Origin of the sequence: Mycobacterium sp. E136, assembly GCF_001666865.1 — a bacterium.
Taxonomy (GTDB): domain Bacteria; phylum Actinomycetota; class Actinomycetes; order Mycobacteriales; family Mycobacteriaceae; genus Mycobacterium.
Genome location: NZ_LZJE01000025.1, coordinates 1 through 14,500, shown reverse-complemented (window position 1 = coordinate 14,500; position 14,500 = coordinate 1). Strand labels below are relative to the sequence as shown.

The following is a 14,500-nucleotide window of genomic DNA, read 5'->3' as shown; positions in this document are numbered from 1 at the left end:
TACCGTCAGCGGCGTTGTTCGGCGCCGACCCGTTCGGCCGCGGCTTCGACCGCCGCTTCGCGCGCGGCGCTGGCCTCGTCCTCGGTGAGGGTGCGGTCGGCGGCGCGGAACCGCAGCGCGAGCGCCAGCGACTTGCGGCCCTCGCCGATCTGCGGGCCGGTGTAGACGTCGAACAACCGCACATCTTCGAGCAACGGACCCGCCCCCGCCCGGACCGCGTCGATCACGGCGGCCGCGGCGACGTCCTCGTCCACGACGAGGCTGATGTCCTGGAACACCGCAGGGAACGGCGACACCCGCGGCGCCGGGAGCCGTTCGACGATCGGTATCGCGTCCAGATCGAGTTCGACGGCACAGGTGCGCTTGGGCAGTCCGGCCCGCTCGACGACGGCGGGGTGCAGTTCGCCGGCGTAACCGACGACGGTGCCGCTGTCGCGGTCACCAAGCACCACCTCGGCGCAACGGCCGGGATGCCACGGCAGGTGCTGCGCGGGCCGCAGGCTCAGCTCGACACCCGCGGCGCGCGCGATCACCTGGACCGCCTCGAACGCGTCGGCGGGTTGCGCCTCGCGACCGGGACCCCACGGGCCCGCGGGCTCACGCAGCCCGGCCAACACCACGCCGACGTGTTGGGGTTGCCGCGGCAGCGACGCGTCCAGCGCCGCGATCTCCTCGTCGCTGGGGCGCCGGTCGGTCGGTATCCGTTCGAGCGCGCGGGTATCCGGCGTGGGCACGACGACCTGCTGGATGGCGAACAGCCCGACATCGACGGCGCCGCGAGACACGTTGCGGCTCAACGCCTCCAGCAATCCCGGCAGCAGCGTGGTGGCCAGCTGCGGGCGGTCGGAGTCCAGCGGGTTGAGCACGTCGGTCGTCGCCCTGCGGTCGTCGTCGGCGGGCAGTCCCCACTGGTCGAACACGCCCGCAGGCAGGAACGGGGTGGGCAGGATCTCCACATACCCGTTGAGTCCCAACGATTTTCCGATGGCGCGCCGCCGCCTCTGCACGGAGGTGAGGCCGCGTCCGGCCGGGGCCAGCGGCAGCACCGACGGAATCTTCTCCAGGTCCTCGAGCCGCAGCACCTCTTCGACGAGGTCGGCCGGCTGGATGAGGTCGGGCCGCCAACTCGGCGGGGTGACCGTGAGCGTGCCGTCGGCGGAGACGACCCGCGCGCCGACCTGAGTGAGCCGCCGCTCGGCGGTGCCCGGCGCATAGTCGACACCCGCGGTCCGGTCGGGCAGGTCGACCGCCATGGTCACCGGCGGCTGCGACCAGTCCTCGCGGGGCGGTTCACCGCGCCAGTCGGTGAGCGTGGGTTCGACTGTGCCGTCGGCGATCTCGGCCAGCAGCGTGGCGCAGCGGTCCAGCGCGGCGACCGAGATCGCCGGGTCGACGCTGCGCTCGTAGCGGCGTCCCGCCTCGCTGTACAGGCGCAGCCGCCGCTGGGTGCGTGACACCGCGGCCGGATCCCACACCGCGGCCTCGAGCAGCACGTCGGTGGTGGTGTCGCGCACCTCGGTGGTGCCCGCGCCCATCACGCCGCCGATCGCCGCGGTCGCGACGTCGTCGACGATCAGCACGTCGGCGGGGTCGAGGCGGCGTTCGACGTCGTCGAGGGTCACCACGGTCTCCCCCGGTTCGGCGAACCGCACCCGGAATCCGCCGGTGACGAGGCTTCGGTCGTGGGCGTGCATCGGGTGCCCGAGCTCGAGCATGACGTAGTTGGTGACGTCGACCGCGGGTGAGATGGCCCGGATGCCGGACAACAGCAGCCGTCGCTGCATCCACCACGGTGAGACGGCGTCCGGATCGATGCCGGTCACCGGCCGCAGCCCGAAGCGCCGCACGCCGGTGCCCGGGTCGATCGACACAGGCAGCGCCGCGCCCTCGGCGGGCAGGGGCGCGACGTCGGCCGGATCGGCGTAGTCGAGGTCGTAGGCGGCCGCGATCTCGCGGGCCAGACCGCGCACCGACAGGCAGTAGCCGCGGTCCGGTGTGATCGCCAGGTGGAAGACGACATCGTCGAGGCCCAGCACGTCGGCGGCCGGGGTCCCCGGTTCGGCGGTGCCGGCAGGCAGCACCAGGATGCCCGAATGGTCGGTGCCCAGGTTCATTTCGGCCGTCGAGCAGATCATCCCGTCGGAGATCCGGCCGTAGGTCTTGCGGCTGGCGATCGTGAAGTCGCCCGGCAGTACTGTCCCGGGCAGCGCCACCACGACCAGGTCATCGACGGCGAAATTGGTTGCGCCGCAGACGATGTCACGGGGTTCGGCCTCGCCGACGTCGACCTTCACGGCGCGGATGGGCTTCTTGAACTCGGTGAGTTCCTCGATGGCGGCGACCCGACCCACCGTCAGCGGTCCGGTGACGGGACCGACGGGAATGACCTCCTCGACCTCGTGGCCGATGCGGATCAACGCCTGCTCGAGGTCGGAAGGGCTCACGTCCCAACCCGGTGCGCCGGCCTGCACGACGTCGCGCAGCCAGCTGTACGGTAGCCGCATCAGGCCCCTACCCCGAACGGCAGGGAGAACCGCACGTCACCCTCGACCATGTCGCGCATGTCAGGAATCCCGTTGCGGAACTGCAGCGTTCGTTCCAGCCCCATGCCGAACGCGAAGCCCGAGTAGGCGTCGGGGTCGATCCCGCAGGCGCGCAGCACGTTCGGGTTGACCATGCCGCAGCCGCCCCACTCCACCCATCCGGGTCCGCCCTTCTTGTTCTCGAACCAGATGTCGACCTCGGCCGACGGCTCGGTGAACGGGAAGAAGTGCGGCCGGAATCGGGTGCGGGCCTGCGGTCCGAATTCGGAGCGGGCGAACGCGTCGAGCGTGCCGCGCAGGTGTGCCATCGTCAGCCCCTTGTCGACGGCCAGCCCCTCGACCTGATGGAAGACCGGGGTGTGGGTGGCGTCGAGTTCGTCGGTGCGGAAGGTGCGCCCGATCGAGACGATGTAGACGGGCGGTTCGCGCTCGAGCAGCGTTCGGATCTGTACGGGCGAGGTGTGCGTGCGCAATACCTGGCGCGACCCCTCCGGCGCGATGTGGAAGGTGTCCTGCTCGCTGCGGGCGGGATGGTCCGGCGGGAAGTTGAGCGCGTCGAAGTTGAACTGCTCGGTCTCGACCTCGGGCCCCTCGGCCAGCTCCCAGCCCATGGCGATGAACGTGTCGGCGATGCGCTCGCCCAGGATCGTGATCGGGTGGCGCGCGCCGATCGGTTGCCGCGTCGACGGCAGCGTGACGTCAATGCGCTCCGCGACCAGCACCGCGGCGTCGCGCTCCGCGCGCAGCGCCGCCAACCGCTCGTCGTAGGCGCGCTGCGCCTCGCCGCGCGCCACATTGACGCGCTTACCCGCGTCGGCCCGGTCGGCCTTGGCCAGCGACCCAAGCGACTGGCGCGCCAACGCGATCGGCGACCGGTCGCCGAGGTGGTCGGTCTTCGCCCGCGCGAGCGCGTCGAGGTCGGCGGCCGCGTCGAAGGCGCGCCGAGCAGCGCTGACAGCCTCGGTCAGCGCTTCTTCGGACAGGTCTGCGGGCTGATCAGCCACCCGGCGATCATAGGCGATGCGCCAGTTGGCCCTCGAACGCCCATCGGCGCCGTAGGCGGGCGACGACCAAACCCGATGCGGCGGCGACGAGCCCACACGCCGTCGCGATCGTGGCCGACGGACCGCTGGTCACCAACAGGGCGTAGCCGAACGCGACGGCGACACCCAGCAGCAGCCACCGCACCGACGTCCAACGTCCCTCGCGGGCGAAGCGGGCGCTCGCCAGCATCCCGAGCGTCAAGGCCGCGACATGCCCGACGTCGCTGAACCCCCGCTCGATGGCGAGGGTGGCGAATCCGATCGCCAGCCACCAGCCGATCCAGGCCGGGCGCCACCGCGCCGGCAGCGCCGCGGTGAGCGAGCCCAGGACTGCGGCGGCCCCGTAGCTCATTCCGACATCCGGCGCGTGGGCCACCGAACCCGGTAGCCACGCCTGCGCGACACCGGCGCCCAGAGCGGCCGCCACGAGCAGGGTGGCCCCGACGTGTCCGACCGCGAACACCACCAGCAACCGGACGCTGCCCCACTGCAACTCGGCCAACGCCAGCAGGCAGATCAGCCCTGGCAGCCACACGTAGATCGGTCCCGCGTCGACCACGAACGCGCTGCCCACCAAGGTGCCGAGGCGCCCGTGGGAGAGGTTGTGCAGGTTCGTGCTGGCGTGGCAGACGACCCGGTCCTTGAACTCGGGTCCCTGCCACAACAGCACCGACGTCACCGACGTGAGAATGACCGCGTACGCCAGGGTCACCCGAACCGGCCCGAGACGTCCGATCACCACGAGAATCCACTATTCCCCCGCGGGGTGCTCCTCGTTGTTTCCGCCACCTGGCAAGTGCCTGAGGGTTTTCAGCCGGTACATGACGAAGTCGTTCGGCACCCCGTCCTGTTTGTGCGCGAAGACCTGGCGGCGCAGGCGTTTGGCCTCCACGCCCAGCGATGCGAACTCTTCGGCGGGGATGCGGTCGAGCGTGGTCGCCGAGACCACCAATTCCCCGCGGGTCGCGCGGCTCATCACCCGCGCCGCGATGTTGACATCGACGCCCAGCCAATCCGATCCGATGCGCTGCGGGTGGCCGGTGTGCACGCCGACCCGCATGCGTGGGGTAAACCCGTCGATGTCAACGGCTTTGACCGCCTCGCGTGCGGAGATCGCCGCGCGTACGGCCGTCGTCGGGTCGGAGAACACCGCCATGAGGCCGTCGCCCATGCGCTTGACGATCTGTCCGCCCGCCTCCAGCAGCGGCGGCTCGGCGACCTGCGACACGCGACGGAGCAGCTTCAACGTCGCATCGTCGCCGGAGTTCAACGCCCACGCCGAGAAGCCGACGAGGTCGGTGAAGACGAGCGTCGCCTCGCGGTTGGCCGGTTTCCCGGAGACCCGCTCGGTGAGTGCTTGCCACACCTGCAACGCGCCGAGGCTCACTTCGCGGGTGGCGGCATTGCGTTCGAGTATCCGGTCCGCGGCGCGGGCGGCCGCCCGCGGTCCGCCCACTCCGTCGGCCGACAGTGGATCCCCGAACTCCGGATCGCCCGGCAACGCGCGGCGGGTCCGCCGCAGGAAGGCGATGACGCTCTCGTTGCGGTTGGTGTTCTTCAGCCAGCCCAAGGGCCCGGTCGACCGCTCGAACGGCTCGACATCCACGGCGCCAGCCTAAGCGGGCCGCTCGACGCCGAGCAATCTCGTCAGACGAAGCCGTCATCCGAATCACGAAAGCACGGTCAGCGAAGCAGCTGGTCACAGCGATGTGGAGGCCCAGTAGCCAAGGAATAACGGTGCGAGACGACGCGCCCCGCAAATCGTAGACAACATTCGTTGTCAGCATTATCGTCGAGTTCGACGCCGATTCAGCGAGGAATCAGATGACCGCGAACCACAGCACCGATCCCCTTGGTCCCGACTCGTTGACGTGGAAGTACTTCGGCGATCTGCGGACCGGGCTGCTCGGTGTGTGGATCGGTGCGGTGCAGAACATGTACCCCGAACTCGGTGCGGGCGTCGAAGACCATTCGATCCTGCTGCGCGAACCGCTGCAGCGCGTCGCGCGCTCGGTGTACCCGATCATGGGCGTCGTCTACGACGGCGAACGCGCTACCAGTACCGGCGAGCAGATCAAGAACTACCACACCACGATCAAGGGCGTCGACGCCGAAGGCCGTCGCTATCACGCGTTGAACCCCGAGACGTTCTACTGGGCGCACGCCACCTTCTTCATGCTGATCATCAAGACGGCCGAATACTTCTGCGGTGGGTTGACCGAGGCCGAGAAACGTCAGCTGTTCGACGAGCACGTGCAGTGGTATCGCATGTACGGCATGAGCATGCGCCCGGTGCCTGAGAGCTGGGAGGAGTTCTGCGAGTACTGGGACCGCAAATGCCGCGAGGAGCTCGAGATCAACCGCGCCACGCTCGACATCTTCTCGATCCGCATCCCCAAACCGTGGTTCGTGTTGATGCCGACCGGGCTGTGGGATCAGCTCTTCAAGCCGATGGTGGGCGCACAGCGCTGGATCGCGGCGGGCGTTTTCGACGAAGCGCTTCGTGAGAAGGCCAACATGCGGTGGACGCCGGGAGACGAGGTTTTACTGCGGCTGTTCGGCAAGTTGGTCGAGTTCGCATTCGTCGCGGTGCCCGACGAAATCCGTTTGCATCCACGGGCATTGACCGCATATCGGCGCGCCCAGGGGCGCCTGCCCGCGAACGCCCCTCTGGTCGAGGCCCCGGCGTTCATGGCGCCGCCCAGCGACCGGCGCGGGCTGCCGATGCACTACGTCCCGCCGCGCAAGTCCCTGCTCGACCGGGCGGGCTCGCTGGTGCACACCACGTTCTCTTTGGCGGGGCTGCGTCCGGCGCGCGGACGCCATAAGGCAGCCTGAGTGCATGCTCGAATGGTCTGATGTCGATCTCGCCGTACGCGATGCCGTGCGTGAGTTCGTCGACAAGGAAATCCGCCCGCACGTCGACGCGCTGGAAAGCGGCGAGATGGAGCCCTACCCCATCGTCCGCAAGCTGTTCGCGACGTTCGGCATCGCCGACATGGCTCGCGAGTCGCTGAACAAGCGGCTCGCCCGGCTGCGCGACGGTGGCGGCGCGTCCGAGAAATCCTCGGGCGGCGGCGGCATGTTCGGCGAGGGTTCCGGCGGCATGGGGTTCGTCGTGATCAGCGAGTTGTGCCGGGTCTCGATGGGCGTGGTCACCGGCATGGGCGTCAGCCTCGGGCTGACGGTGCCGACGATCATGAGCCGGGGCACGCTGGCGCAGCAGGAGCGCTGGCTGCCGGACCTGGTCACCTACGACAAGGTGGGCGCCTGGGCGATCACCGAGCCCGACTCGGGATCTGATGCGTTCGGCGGCATGAAGTCCTACGTCGTGCGCGACGGCTCAGGAAATGGGGACTACATCCTCAACGGCCAGAAGACGTTCATCACCAACGGACCCGACGCCGACGTCGTGGTGGTCTACGCCAAGTTGGACGAAGGCGACCCGAGCGTCGACAAGCGGGACCGCAAGGTGCTGACCTTTGTTCTCGACCGCGGCATGGAGGGCTTCGTGCAGTCGAAGCCGTTCCGCAAGATGGGAATTCACAGCTCCCGCACCGGCGAGTTGTTCTTCAACAACGTGCGTCTGGGCCGCGACCGGCTGCTCGGCGAGACCGAGGAGAATTCCGCCGGCGACGGCCGCGCCAGCGCGCGCTCGAGCTTCAGCACCGAACGCATCGGCGTTGCCGCGATGTCGCTCGGTGTCATCGAGGAGTGCCTGCGGCTGTGCGTCGACTACGCCAAGAGTCGCACGCTGTGGGGTCAGGAGATCGGCCAGTTCCAGCTGATCCAGCTCAAGCTGGCGAACATGGAGGTGGCGCGGATGAACGTGCGCAACATCCTGTTTCGTGTGATCGAAGCCGCGCAGGCCGGCGTGCCGATTTCGCTGCCCGAGGCCTCGGCGATCAAGTGGTACTGCTCGCAGGCGGCCACCGACGTCGCGATGGACGCGGTGCAGTTGTTCGGCGGCAACGGCTACATGACCGAGTACCGAGTCGAACAACTGGCGCGCGACGCCAAGTCGCTGATGATTTACGCCGGAAGCAACGAGGTGCAGATCACGCACGTGGCGCGGGGTCTTCTCGGCTCCTGACGGGTCAGCGGTCCTCGACGATGAACTGCGCGGCGCGCGCGGCCATCGCCATCACCGGCCCGTTCAGGTTGCCCGCCAACATGATCGGCATCGCCGAGCAGTCGACGATGCGCAGACTGTCGATACCGCGCACGCGCAGTCGGCCGTCGACGATGTCGTCGTCGCTGGGACCCATGGCGCAGCTGCCGATGGCGTGATAGCCGCAATAGCCGCCGTCCAACGCGGAGTCGACCAGTTCGTCGTCGCTGCGCGCCTGTGGGCCGGGGAACGTCTCGTGGTCGATGTGCTCGCCGATCGGTGAGCGCTCGAACAGCTCGCGGGCCCGGCGCAGCAGGTTGGCGGTGGTGCTGCGGTCGTAGTCGCTGGTGAGGTAGCTCGGGTCCAGCAGCAACGGCGCCGCCGGGTCCGCCGCGGTGATCTCGACGCTGCCCTCGGATGTGGGGCGAAGGGTGAAACCCAGACACGACACCCCTGGCTCGCGTTCGAGGGCCACCGGCTCACCGTCGTTGTACGCCGGGATCGTGAAGGGGCCCAACAACAGTTGTCCGTCTACGCGGGGCGCGTCCGGGGTGGTCTTCATGAACGCGAGCACGTCGAAGGTCGGTGTCGCCAGCGAGCCGCGGCGTCTTGCCAGGTAGCGTGCGGCGCTTCTGGCCTGCCCGGATCGGCTGGACAGCTGCCGGTTGTATCCGAGCTCGGCGTTGAGGCGATACTTCAGCGCAAAGCAGCGGTGTTCACGCATCCGCCTGCCCACGTTCTCGCGTTCGAGCACCAGCGGGACGCCGGCCCGGTCGAGCACCTCGCGCGGGCCAATTCCCGACAGTTGCAGCAGCTTCGGGCTGCCCATGCTGCCGAGGGCGAGGATCGTCTCACGGTCGGCCTGGAACTGTGAGCGCGCGCCGTCCGGCGTTCGGACGGTGATGCCGGTGGCTCGGTCGTTGTCGATGTCGATGCGGCACACCTCGGCTCGCGTGATCACGGTGAGGTTCGGTCGTCGCATCGCCGGGCGCAGGAACGCGTCGGCGGCGCTCACCCGGCGGCCCCGGCGAATGGTGGCGGGGGTGAACCCGATACGGGGTTCGTCGCTCTCGTTGATGTCGTCGAGGGGCCGGAGCCCGAGGTTCGCGCCCGACCGCACCAACTCGTGGCTCACGACGTCTTGTTCGGCCGCTACCGAGATGTGCAGCGGTCCGCCCGCGCCGCGGGTGGGTGAGGCGCCGAACGCGTTGTCCTCCATGGCTTTGAATACGGGCAGGATCTCGTCCCAGCCCCACCCCTTGTTGCCCAGCTCCTCGAGCTCGTCGTAGTCGGCCCGGTTGCCTCGGTTGTAGACCATGCCGTTGATGGAACTCGAGCCCCCGATCACCTTGCCGCGGGTCCAGAACTCGGGGCGTTGCCTGGGTCCGAACGGCGTTGTCGCGTAGCGCCAGACGTACTTCTCGTTCTCGAACAACATGCCCGAGCCCTTGGGCACGTGCAGCATCGGATGCCTGTCGAGACCGCCGGCCTCGACCAGCAGCACCCTCGTCGCCGGGTCGGCGGACAACCGGTCCGCCAGTACGCAGCCGGCCGAACCGGCGCCCGCGATGATGTAGTCGAAGCGACGCATCGCCGCACAATACTTCGCCGAGCTAAGTCTGTGGGGAGTTTGGGCGCTGATGTGACGCACGCGCTTCGGCGCTAGGTGCGTTGTGCCCGCGCGCTCTGGTAGAGGCAGATCGCCGCGGCCGCGGCCACGTTGAGGCTCTCGGTGCTGCCCGGCATCGGGATGTGGACGCGGTGCGTGGCCGACGCCGCGAGCTCTGCCGGCAGACCGTGCGCCTCCGGCCCGAACATCCACGCCGTCGGTCCCGCAAGCTCGGCTTCCAGATCGGGGCTGTCGAGCGAGATTTCGCCGTCCACCGTGGTCGCCAGCACCTGCAGGCCGGCGCCGGCGAGTTGCGACACCGCCGCCGCAGCGTCGTTTTCAGTGACGACGGGGATGGAGAAGATGCTGCCGGTCGAGGCGCGCAGGCACTTACCGTTGTACGGGTCGACGCTGTGCCCGGCGAAAATCACGGCGTCGGCTCCCATCGCGTCGGCGATCCGGATCAACGTGCCTGCGTTGCCCGGCTCGGACATCTCGACGGCGACCGCCACCAGTCGCGGCGACGCGGCCAGCACGTCGCCGATCGAGGTCTGCGGTGTCGTGCACACCGCGACCAGTCCGACCGGAGTCACCGTCTCCGACAGCGCCTTTGCGGCGCGTTCCGTCACCACGTGCACGGGGGCGTCGGCCAGCAGGGAACCGAACCGGTTCAGCGCGTCCTCGGTGGCGAAGACCTCGGATATGAGACCGCGCCGCAACGCCGCCTCGACGAGGTTGGGTCCCTCGGCGAGGAAGCGCGCGACGCGGCGTCGCCCGACGTGGCGGTGCAGCTTGGCCGCAGCGACCACCCGGGCGGATCGTTCGGTGAGCGTCAGGCAGCCTCGCCCGACGGCGCGTTGACGTCCTCGGGCAGTGCGCCCTTGGCGACCTCCACCAGCGCGGTGAACGCGGCCGGATCGCTGACGGCGATCTCGGCGAGGTTCTTGCGGTCGACCTCGACCCCGGCGGCCTTGAGCCCCTGGATCAGGCGGTTGTAGGTGATGTCGTTGGCGCGGGCGGCGGCGTTGATGCGCGAGATCCACAGCTTGCGGAACTCGCCCTTGCGGGCGCGGCGGTCACGATAGGCGTAGTTGAGCGAATGCAGCTGCTGCTCTTTGGCCTTGCGGTACAGCCGCGACCGCTGGCCCCGGTAGCCCTTGGAGGCCTTGAGTATTGTCCGCCGCTTCTTCTGGGCGTTGACTGCGCGCTTGACGCGTGCCATGGGAATGTCCTTCGTTCAAGTCGTACGTATTGAGTCGGTCAGCCGTTGAGCATCTTCTTGATGCGGGCGGTGTCGTTGGCCGACACAACGGTGCGGCCGTCGAGTCGCCGGGTGCGCTTGCTCGGCTTGTGCTCGAGCAAGTGGCGGCGGTTGGCCTTCTGGCGCACGATCTTGCCGGTTCCGGTGCGACGGAACCGCTTGGAAGCGCCGCTGTGGGTCTTCGCCTTGGGCATGGGTCCTCTGCTCTGTTGTTCTAGCTGTTTCTGTCGGGTGCTGGGGTCGGCTCTGCGGAGCCTTCGGCCTGCTGCGCCGCCTTGGCGCGAGTCTTCGCGCCGCGGTGCGGGGCCAGCACCATCGTCATGTTGCGCCCGTCCTGCTTGGCGGACGTCTCGACGAAGCCGTAATCGGCGACGTCGGCGCCCAGCCGCTGCAGGAGCCGGAAACCCAACTCGGGTCGCGACTGCTCGCGGCCGCGGAACATGATCGTCACCTTCACCTTGGACCCGGCCTCGAGGAAGCGGATCACGTGACCCTTCTTGGTCTCGTAGTCGTGCGGGTCGATCTTGGGACGGAGCTTCTGTTCCTTGACGACGGTCTGCTGCTGGTTCTTGCGAGACTCGCGTGCCTTCTGAGCCGTCTCGTATTTGAACTTTCCGTAGTCCATGATCTTGCAGACCGGGGGTTTGGCATCCGGTGCTACTTCGACGAGATCGAGATCGGCATCCGCGGCGACGCGGAGAGCATCTTCGATGCGCACGATGCCTACCTGTTCACCGCCCGGTCCGATCAGGCGGACTTCAGGTACGCGGATGCGCTCGTTGACGCGGGTCTCAGTGCTGATGGGGCCTCCTACTGTTGTCTTCTAGGAGCCCACTCCATCAGCGCTCTGCTCTACCGAACAGAAAAGCCCTGCTCAAAGCAGGGCCCACAGCCGACCAGGACAGGCATTGATGCCTGTGACCGGACCGCTGAGCCGGTGTGGCCAGCGGTGGGAGAGGGACTCCACTTGCTGTCCCTGGCGTTTGCCGGGACGGTCGCGCATGCCAGTCTAGCAGGCATGACCGATGACTCGAACTCAGCTGACCTCGACAGCGCCGGCGGCTCGGCCGGCTCAGGTGATCTGAACGGCTCAGCCGGCTCAGGTGATCTGAACGGCTCAGCCGTTCGTGAGCTCGCCGACATCCCCGCCGTCGAGGTGATCACCCGGTCGGCGGTGATGCTGATGAGCGCCGCGGCCGAGAAGCTCGGGCTGTCGGCCGAGAACCCGGACGACAGCCCCCACCGCGATCTGGACGAGGCGCGCCGGCTGATCACCGCGCTCGCCGGGTTGGTCACCGCGTCCGTGGAGTATCTCGGACCGCATGCCGGGCCGGTGCGGGACGGCCTGAAAACACTGCAGTTGGCCTTCCGCGAGGCCAGCGCATCACCGGACGAACCGGGCCAGGGTCCCGGCGAGAAGTACACCGGTCCCGTCTGGTCGTGAGTCGCCGCCCATTTGGCGTCCTGACCGAATAATGTCGCGGCCTATGACCGTCGCTAACGTGCCTGTGACCCGCCGCAGGTCGAGGCACTGGTGGGTGCCCGCCGCGGCCGGCTGGACGGTCGGCGTCATCGCCACGCTCTCATTGATGGCGAGCGTCTCGCCGTTCGTGCGGTCGGTCATCCGGGTGCCGCGCGAGTTCGTCAACGACTACATCTTCAACTTCCCGGACACCAGCTTCGCGTGGGCGTTCGTGCTGGCGCTGCTGGCCGCGGCGCTGGCCGCGCGCAAGCGCATCGCCTGGTGGATCCTCGTCGCCTACATGGTGGGCGCGATCGTGTTCAACGTCGCCGGCCTGGTGTCCGGCGAGGAGTCGGTGATCGAAGACATCGGCGAGGTCATCGGGCTGGCCTTCCACATCGCCGCGATCCTGTTCCTGCTGCTGGCCCGCCGCGAGTTCTGGGCGAAGGTGCGCCGGGGCGCACTGCTGAAGGCGGCGGCCGTGCTGGTCGCCGGAATGGCGATCGGCACCGCGATCGGCTGGGGTCTTCTCGAACTGTTCCCCGGCAGCCTGGCCCGCAGCGACCGGTTCTGGTACGCGCTGAACCGGGTGAGCGCCTTCGCGGGCGCGGACTCCTCGAACTTCAGCGGCCACCCGCACGTGCTGATCAACGCGCTGCTCGGACTCTTCGGCGCCGTCGCGCTGATGGTCGCGGCGATCGTGCTGTTCCAGTCCCAGCGCGCCGAGAACGCGCTGACCGGCGAGGACGAATCCGCGCTGCGCGGGTTGCTCGAGTTGTTCGGCAAGAACGACTCGCTCGGCTATTTCGCCACGCGCCGCGACAAGGCGGTGGTGTTCGCACCCAACGGCCGCGCCGCCATCACCTATCGCGTGGAAGTCGGCGTCTGCCTGGCCAGCGGGGACCCGGTGGGCGATCCCAAGGCATGGCCGGCGGCCATCGATGCGTGGCTTGCGCTGTGTCTGGCCTACGGCTGGGCCCCGGGTGTGATGGGCGCCAGCGCGGCGGGCGCCGAGGCCTTCCGCCAGGCCGGTCTCAACGCGTTGCAGCTCGGCGACGAGGCCATTCTCTATCCGGACGACTTCCGGCTCTCCGGTCCGGACATGCGCGCGGTTCGCCAGGCCGTGACCCGCGCGCGGCGCGCCGGTGCGAGCGTCCGCATCCGCAGGCACCGCGATCTGGACGCCGAGGAGATGGCCGACGTCATCGCCCGCGCCGACGCCTGGCGCGACACCGACGACGAGCGCGGGTTCTCGATGGCGCTGGGCAGGCTCGGCGATCCGGCCGACGGCGACTGCCTCCTCGTGGAGGCGGTCCAGAACGCGGGTGGAAAAGATCAAGTGGTTGCGATGCTGTCGCTGGTGCCGTGGGGCACCAACGGCGTCTCGCTGGACCTGATGCGCCGCTCCCCCCAGTCGCCCAACGGCACCATCGAGCTGATGGTCAGCGAACTGTGCATGCAGGCCGAAGACATTGGCATCACCAGGATCTCGCTGAACTTCGCGATGTTCCGCTCGGCGTTCGAACACGGCGCCCAGCTCGGCGCCGGCCCGGTCGCGCGGCTGTGGCGCAGCCTGCTGGTGTTCTTCTCGCGGTGGTGGCAGCTCGAGACGCTGTACCGCTCAAACATGAAATACCAACCGGACTGGGTGCCGCGCTACGCGTGCTACGACGACGCCCGGCTCGTCCCCCGGGTCGGGGTGGCCTCGGTGATCGCCGAGGGGTTCCTGGTGCTGCCCTTCTCGCGGCGCCACGAACAGCCGCACACCGGTCACCACACCGCCGTCCCACAGAACCTGATGGCGACGGGGCTGCTGCACCACGACGGCTCGGCACCCGACGTCAGCGGCTTGGCGGCTGATCTGCCCGACGCCGAGGAAGCGCGGCTCCCGGAACAGGTTCGGGTACGCATGTCCAAGCTGAAGGCGTTGCAGGACAACGGGATCGATGCCTATCCCGTCGGCACGCCGCCGTCGCACACGGTCGCAGAGGCATTGGGAACCGATGTCGCGGACGACAAATCAATCACGGTGGCGGGCAGGGTGCTGCGTAGCCGCGACTACGGCGGTGTGCTGTTCGCCCAGTTGCGCGACTGGTCCGCCGAAGTCCAGCTGCTGCTGGACAATTCGTTGCTCGAATCGACGACGACGGCCGACTTCACCCACGCCGTCGATCTCGGCGACCTGATTGAGGTGTCGGGCACCATGGGCTACAGCAAGAAGGGCACCCGCTCGTTGCTGGTTCGCGACTGGCGGATGATCGGCAAGTGCCTGCGGCCGCTGCCCGACAAGTGGAAGGGCCTGACCGACCAGGAAGCGCGGGTGCGCGCCCGCTACGTCGACCTGGCGATCAACACCGAGGCTCGCGACCTGATCCGGGCGCGAAGCGGTGTGCTGCACGCGATCCGGGAAACGTTGGTCGGCAAGGGTTTTCTCGAGGTCGAGACGCCCATCCTGCAGCAGATTCACGGCG

13 protein-coding genes are annotated in these 14,500 nt (G+C 68.6%); 4 read left to right on the top strand and 9 right to left on the bottom strand.

The annotated features are described in order from the left end of the window. Positions 1–5: 5 nt before the first annotated feature. Genes pheT through A5698_RS01890 form a run of 4 tightly spaced genes read right to left on the bottom strand, consistent with a single transcriptional unit; the run spans position 6 to position 5,192 of the window. Entirely contained in the window at positions 6–2,504 is a 2,499-nt protein-coding gene (gene pheT, locus A5698_RS01905; protein WP_068292575.1) for a phenylalanine--tRNA ligase subunit beta, read from the bottom strand. Further along, positions 2,504–3,547 carry a phenylalanine--tRNA ligase subunit alpha gene (gene pheS / locus A5698_RS01900; RefSeq protein ID WP_068292571.1) on the bottom strand — a complete coding sequence of 348 codons (1,044 nt, stop codon included), beginning with the start codon at positions 3,545–3,547 and terminating at the stop codon, positions 2,504–2,506. Before pheS ends, pheT begins: the two co-directional genes overlap by 1 nt. Positions 3,548–3,554: 7 nt before the next feature. After that, positions 3,555–4,328: a rhomboid-like protein gene (locus tag A5698_RS01895; protein ID WP_156670576.1), complete on the bottom strand. Its 774-nt coding sequence runs from the start codon at positions 4,326–4,328 to the stop codon at positions 3,555–3,557. Positions 4,329–4,337: 9 nt separating this feature from the next. Further along, positions 4,338–5,192, bottom strand: a complete 855-nt coding sequence (locus tag A5698_RS01890) for an adenylate/guanylate cyclase domain-containing protein (protein WP_156670575.1) — start codon at positions 5,190–5,192, stop codon at positions 4,338–4,340. A 218-nt stretch (positions 5,193–5,410) separates the two neighbouring features. On the opposite strand from A5698_RS01890, the gene A5698_RS01885 reads away from it, so the two are divergent. Both A5698_RS01885 and A5698_RS01880 read left to right on the top strand, forming a co-directional pair. After that, positions 5,411–6,424, top strand: a complete 1,014-nt coding sequence (locus A5698_RS01885; protein WP_067085514.1) for an oxygenase MpaB family protein — start codon at positions 5,411–5,413, stop codon at positions 6,422–6,424. A 4-nt stretch (positions 6,425–6,428) separates the two neighbouring features. Next, positions 6,429–7,679 (top strand): acyl-CoA dehydrogenase family protein, encoded by a 1,251-nt coding sequence (locus A5698_RS01880; protein ID WP_068292564.1) that lies wholly within the window; start codon positions 6,429–6,431, stop codon positions 7,677–7,679. A 4-nt stretch (positions 7,680–7,683) separates the two neighbouring features. Here A5698_RS01880 and A5698_RS01875 read toward each other — a convergent pair whose 3' ends face one another. The 5 genes from A5698_RS01875 to infC form a co-directional block, all read right to left on the bottom strand. Next, the gene (locus A5698_RS01875; RefSeq protein WP_068292561.1) at positions 7,684–9,288 is read right to left on the bottom strand and encodes a GMC family oxidoreductase; all 1,605 of its coding nucleotides are present in this window, start codon (positions 9,286–9,288) and stop codon (positions 7,684–7,686) included. A gap of 71 nt (positions 9,289–9,359) precedes the next feature. Further along, positions 9,360–10,115: a TrmH family RNA methyltransferase gene (locus A5698_RS01870; protein WP_068292558.1), complete on the bottom strand. Its 756-nt coding sequence runs from the start codon at positions 10,113–10,115 to the stop codon at positions 9,360–9,362. Positions 10,116–10,138: 23 nt separating this feature from the next. Next, complete coding sequence (gene rplT, locus A5698_RS01865; protein ID WP_064346258.1) at positions 10,139–10,528, bottom strand: 50S ribosomal protein L20; 390 nt, start codon at positions 10,526–10,528, stop codon at positions 10,139–10,141. Between the two features lie 38 nt (positions 10,529–10,566). Then, positions 10,567–10,761, bottom strand: a complete 195-nt coding sequence (gene rpmI, locus A5698_RS01860; RefSeq protein WP_067085506.1) for a 50S ribosomal protein L35 — start codon at positions 10,759–10,761, stop codon at positions 10,567–10,569. A 20-nt stretch (positions 10,762–10,781) separates the two neighbouring features. After that, positions 10,782–11,369: a translation initiation factor IF-3 gene (gene infC / locus A5698_RS01855; protein ID WP_082950741.1), complete on the bottom strand. Its 588-nt coding sequence runs from the start codon at positions 11,367–11,369 to the stop codon at positions 10,782–10,784. A gap of 216 nt (positions 11,370–11,585) precedes the next feature. Between infC and A5698_RS01850 the strand changes: the two genes are divergently transcribed. Together A5698_RS01850 and lysX are read left to right on the top strand one after the other, a co-directional pair. After that, positions 11,586–12,011 carry a DUF1844 domain-containing protein gene (locus A5698_RS01850; protein WP_231967268.1) on the top strand — a complete coding sequence of 142 codons (426 nt, stop codon included), beginning with the start codon at positions 11,586–11,588 and terminating at the stop codon, positions 12,009–12,011. 43 nt (positions 12,012–12,054) lie between these two features. Then, positions 12,055–14,500 (top strand): bifunctional lysylphosphatidylglycerol synthetase/lysine--tRNA ligase LysX (gene lysX, locus A5698_RS01845; protein ID WP_068292610.1); only part of this gene is annotated, 2,446 nt, incomplete at its 3' end.

Excerpts from the sequence above, each read along its gene's own strand:
- rpmI (WP_067085506.1), bottom strand. The coding sequence starts at position 10,761 with ATGCCCAAGGCGAAGACCCACAGCGGCGCTTCCAAGCGGTTCCGTCGC.
- A5698_RS01850 (WP_231967268.1), top strand. The coding sequence starts at position 11,586 with ATGACCGATGACTCGAACTCAGCTGACCTCGACAGCGCCGGCGGCTCG.
- rplT (WP_064346258.1), bottom strand. The coding sequence starts at position 10,528 with ATGGCACGCGTCAAGCGCGCAGTCAACGCCCAGAAGAAGCGGCGGACA.
- pheT (WP_068292575.1), bottom strand. The coding sequence starts at position 2,504 with ATGCGGCTACCGTACAGCTGGCTGCGCGACGTCGTGCAGGCCGGCGCA.
- A5698_RS01880 (WP_068292564.1), top strand. The coding sequence starts at position 6,429 with ATGCTCGAATGGTCTGATGTCGATCTCGCCGTACGCGATGCCGTGCGT.
- A5698_RS01885 (WP_067085514.1), top strand. The coding sequence starts at position 5,411 with ATGACCGCGAACCACAGCACCGATCCCCTTGGTCCCGACTCGTTGACG.
- A5698_RS01875 (WP_068292561.1), bottom strand. The coding sequence starts at position 9,288 with ATGCGTCGCTTCGACTACATCATCGCGGGCGCCGGTTCGGCCGGCTGC.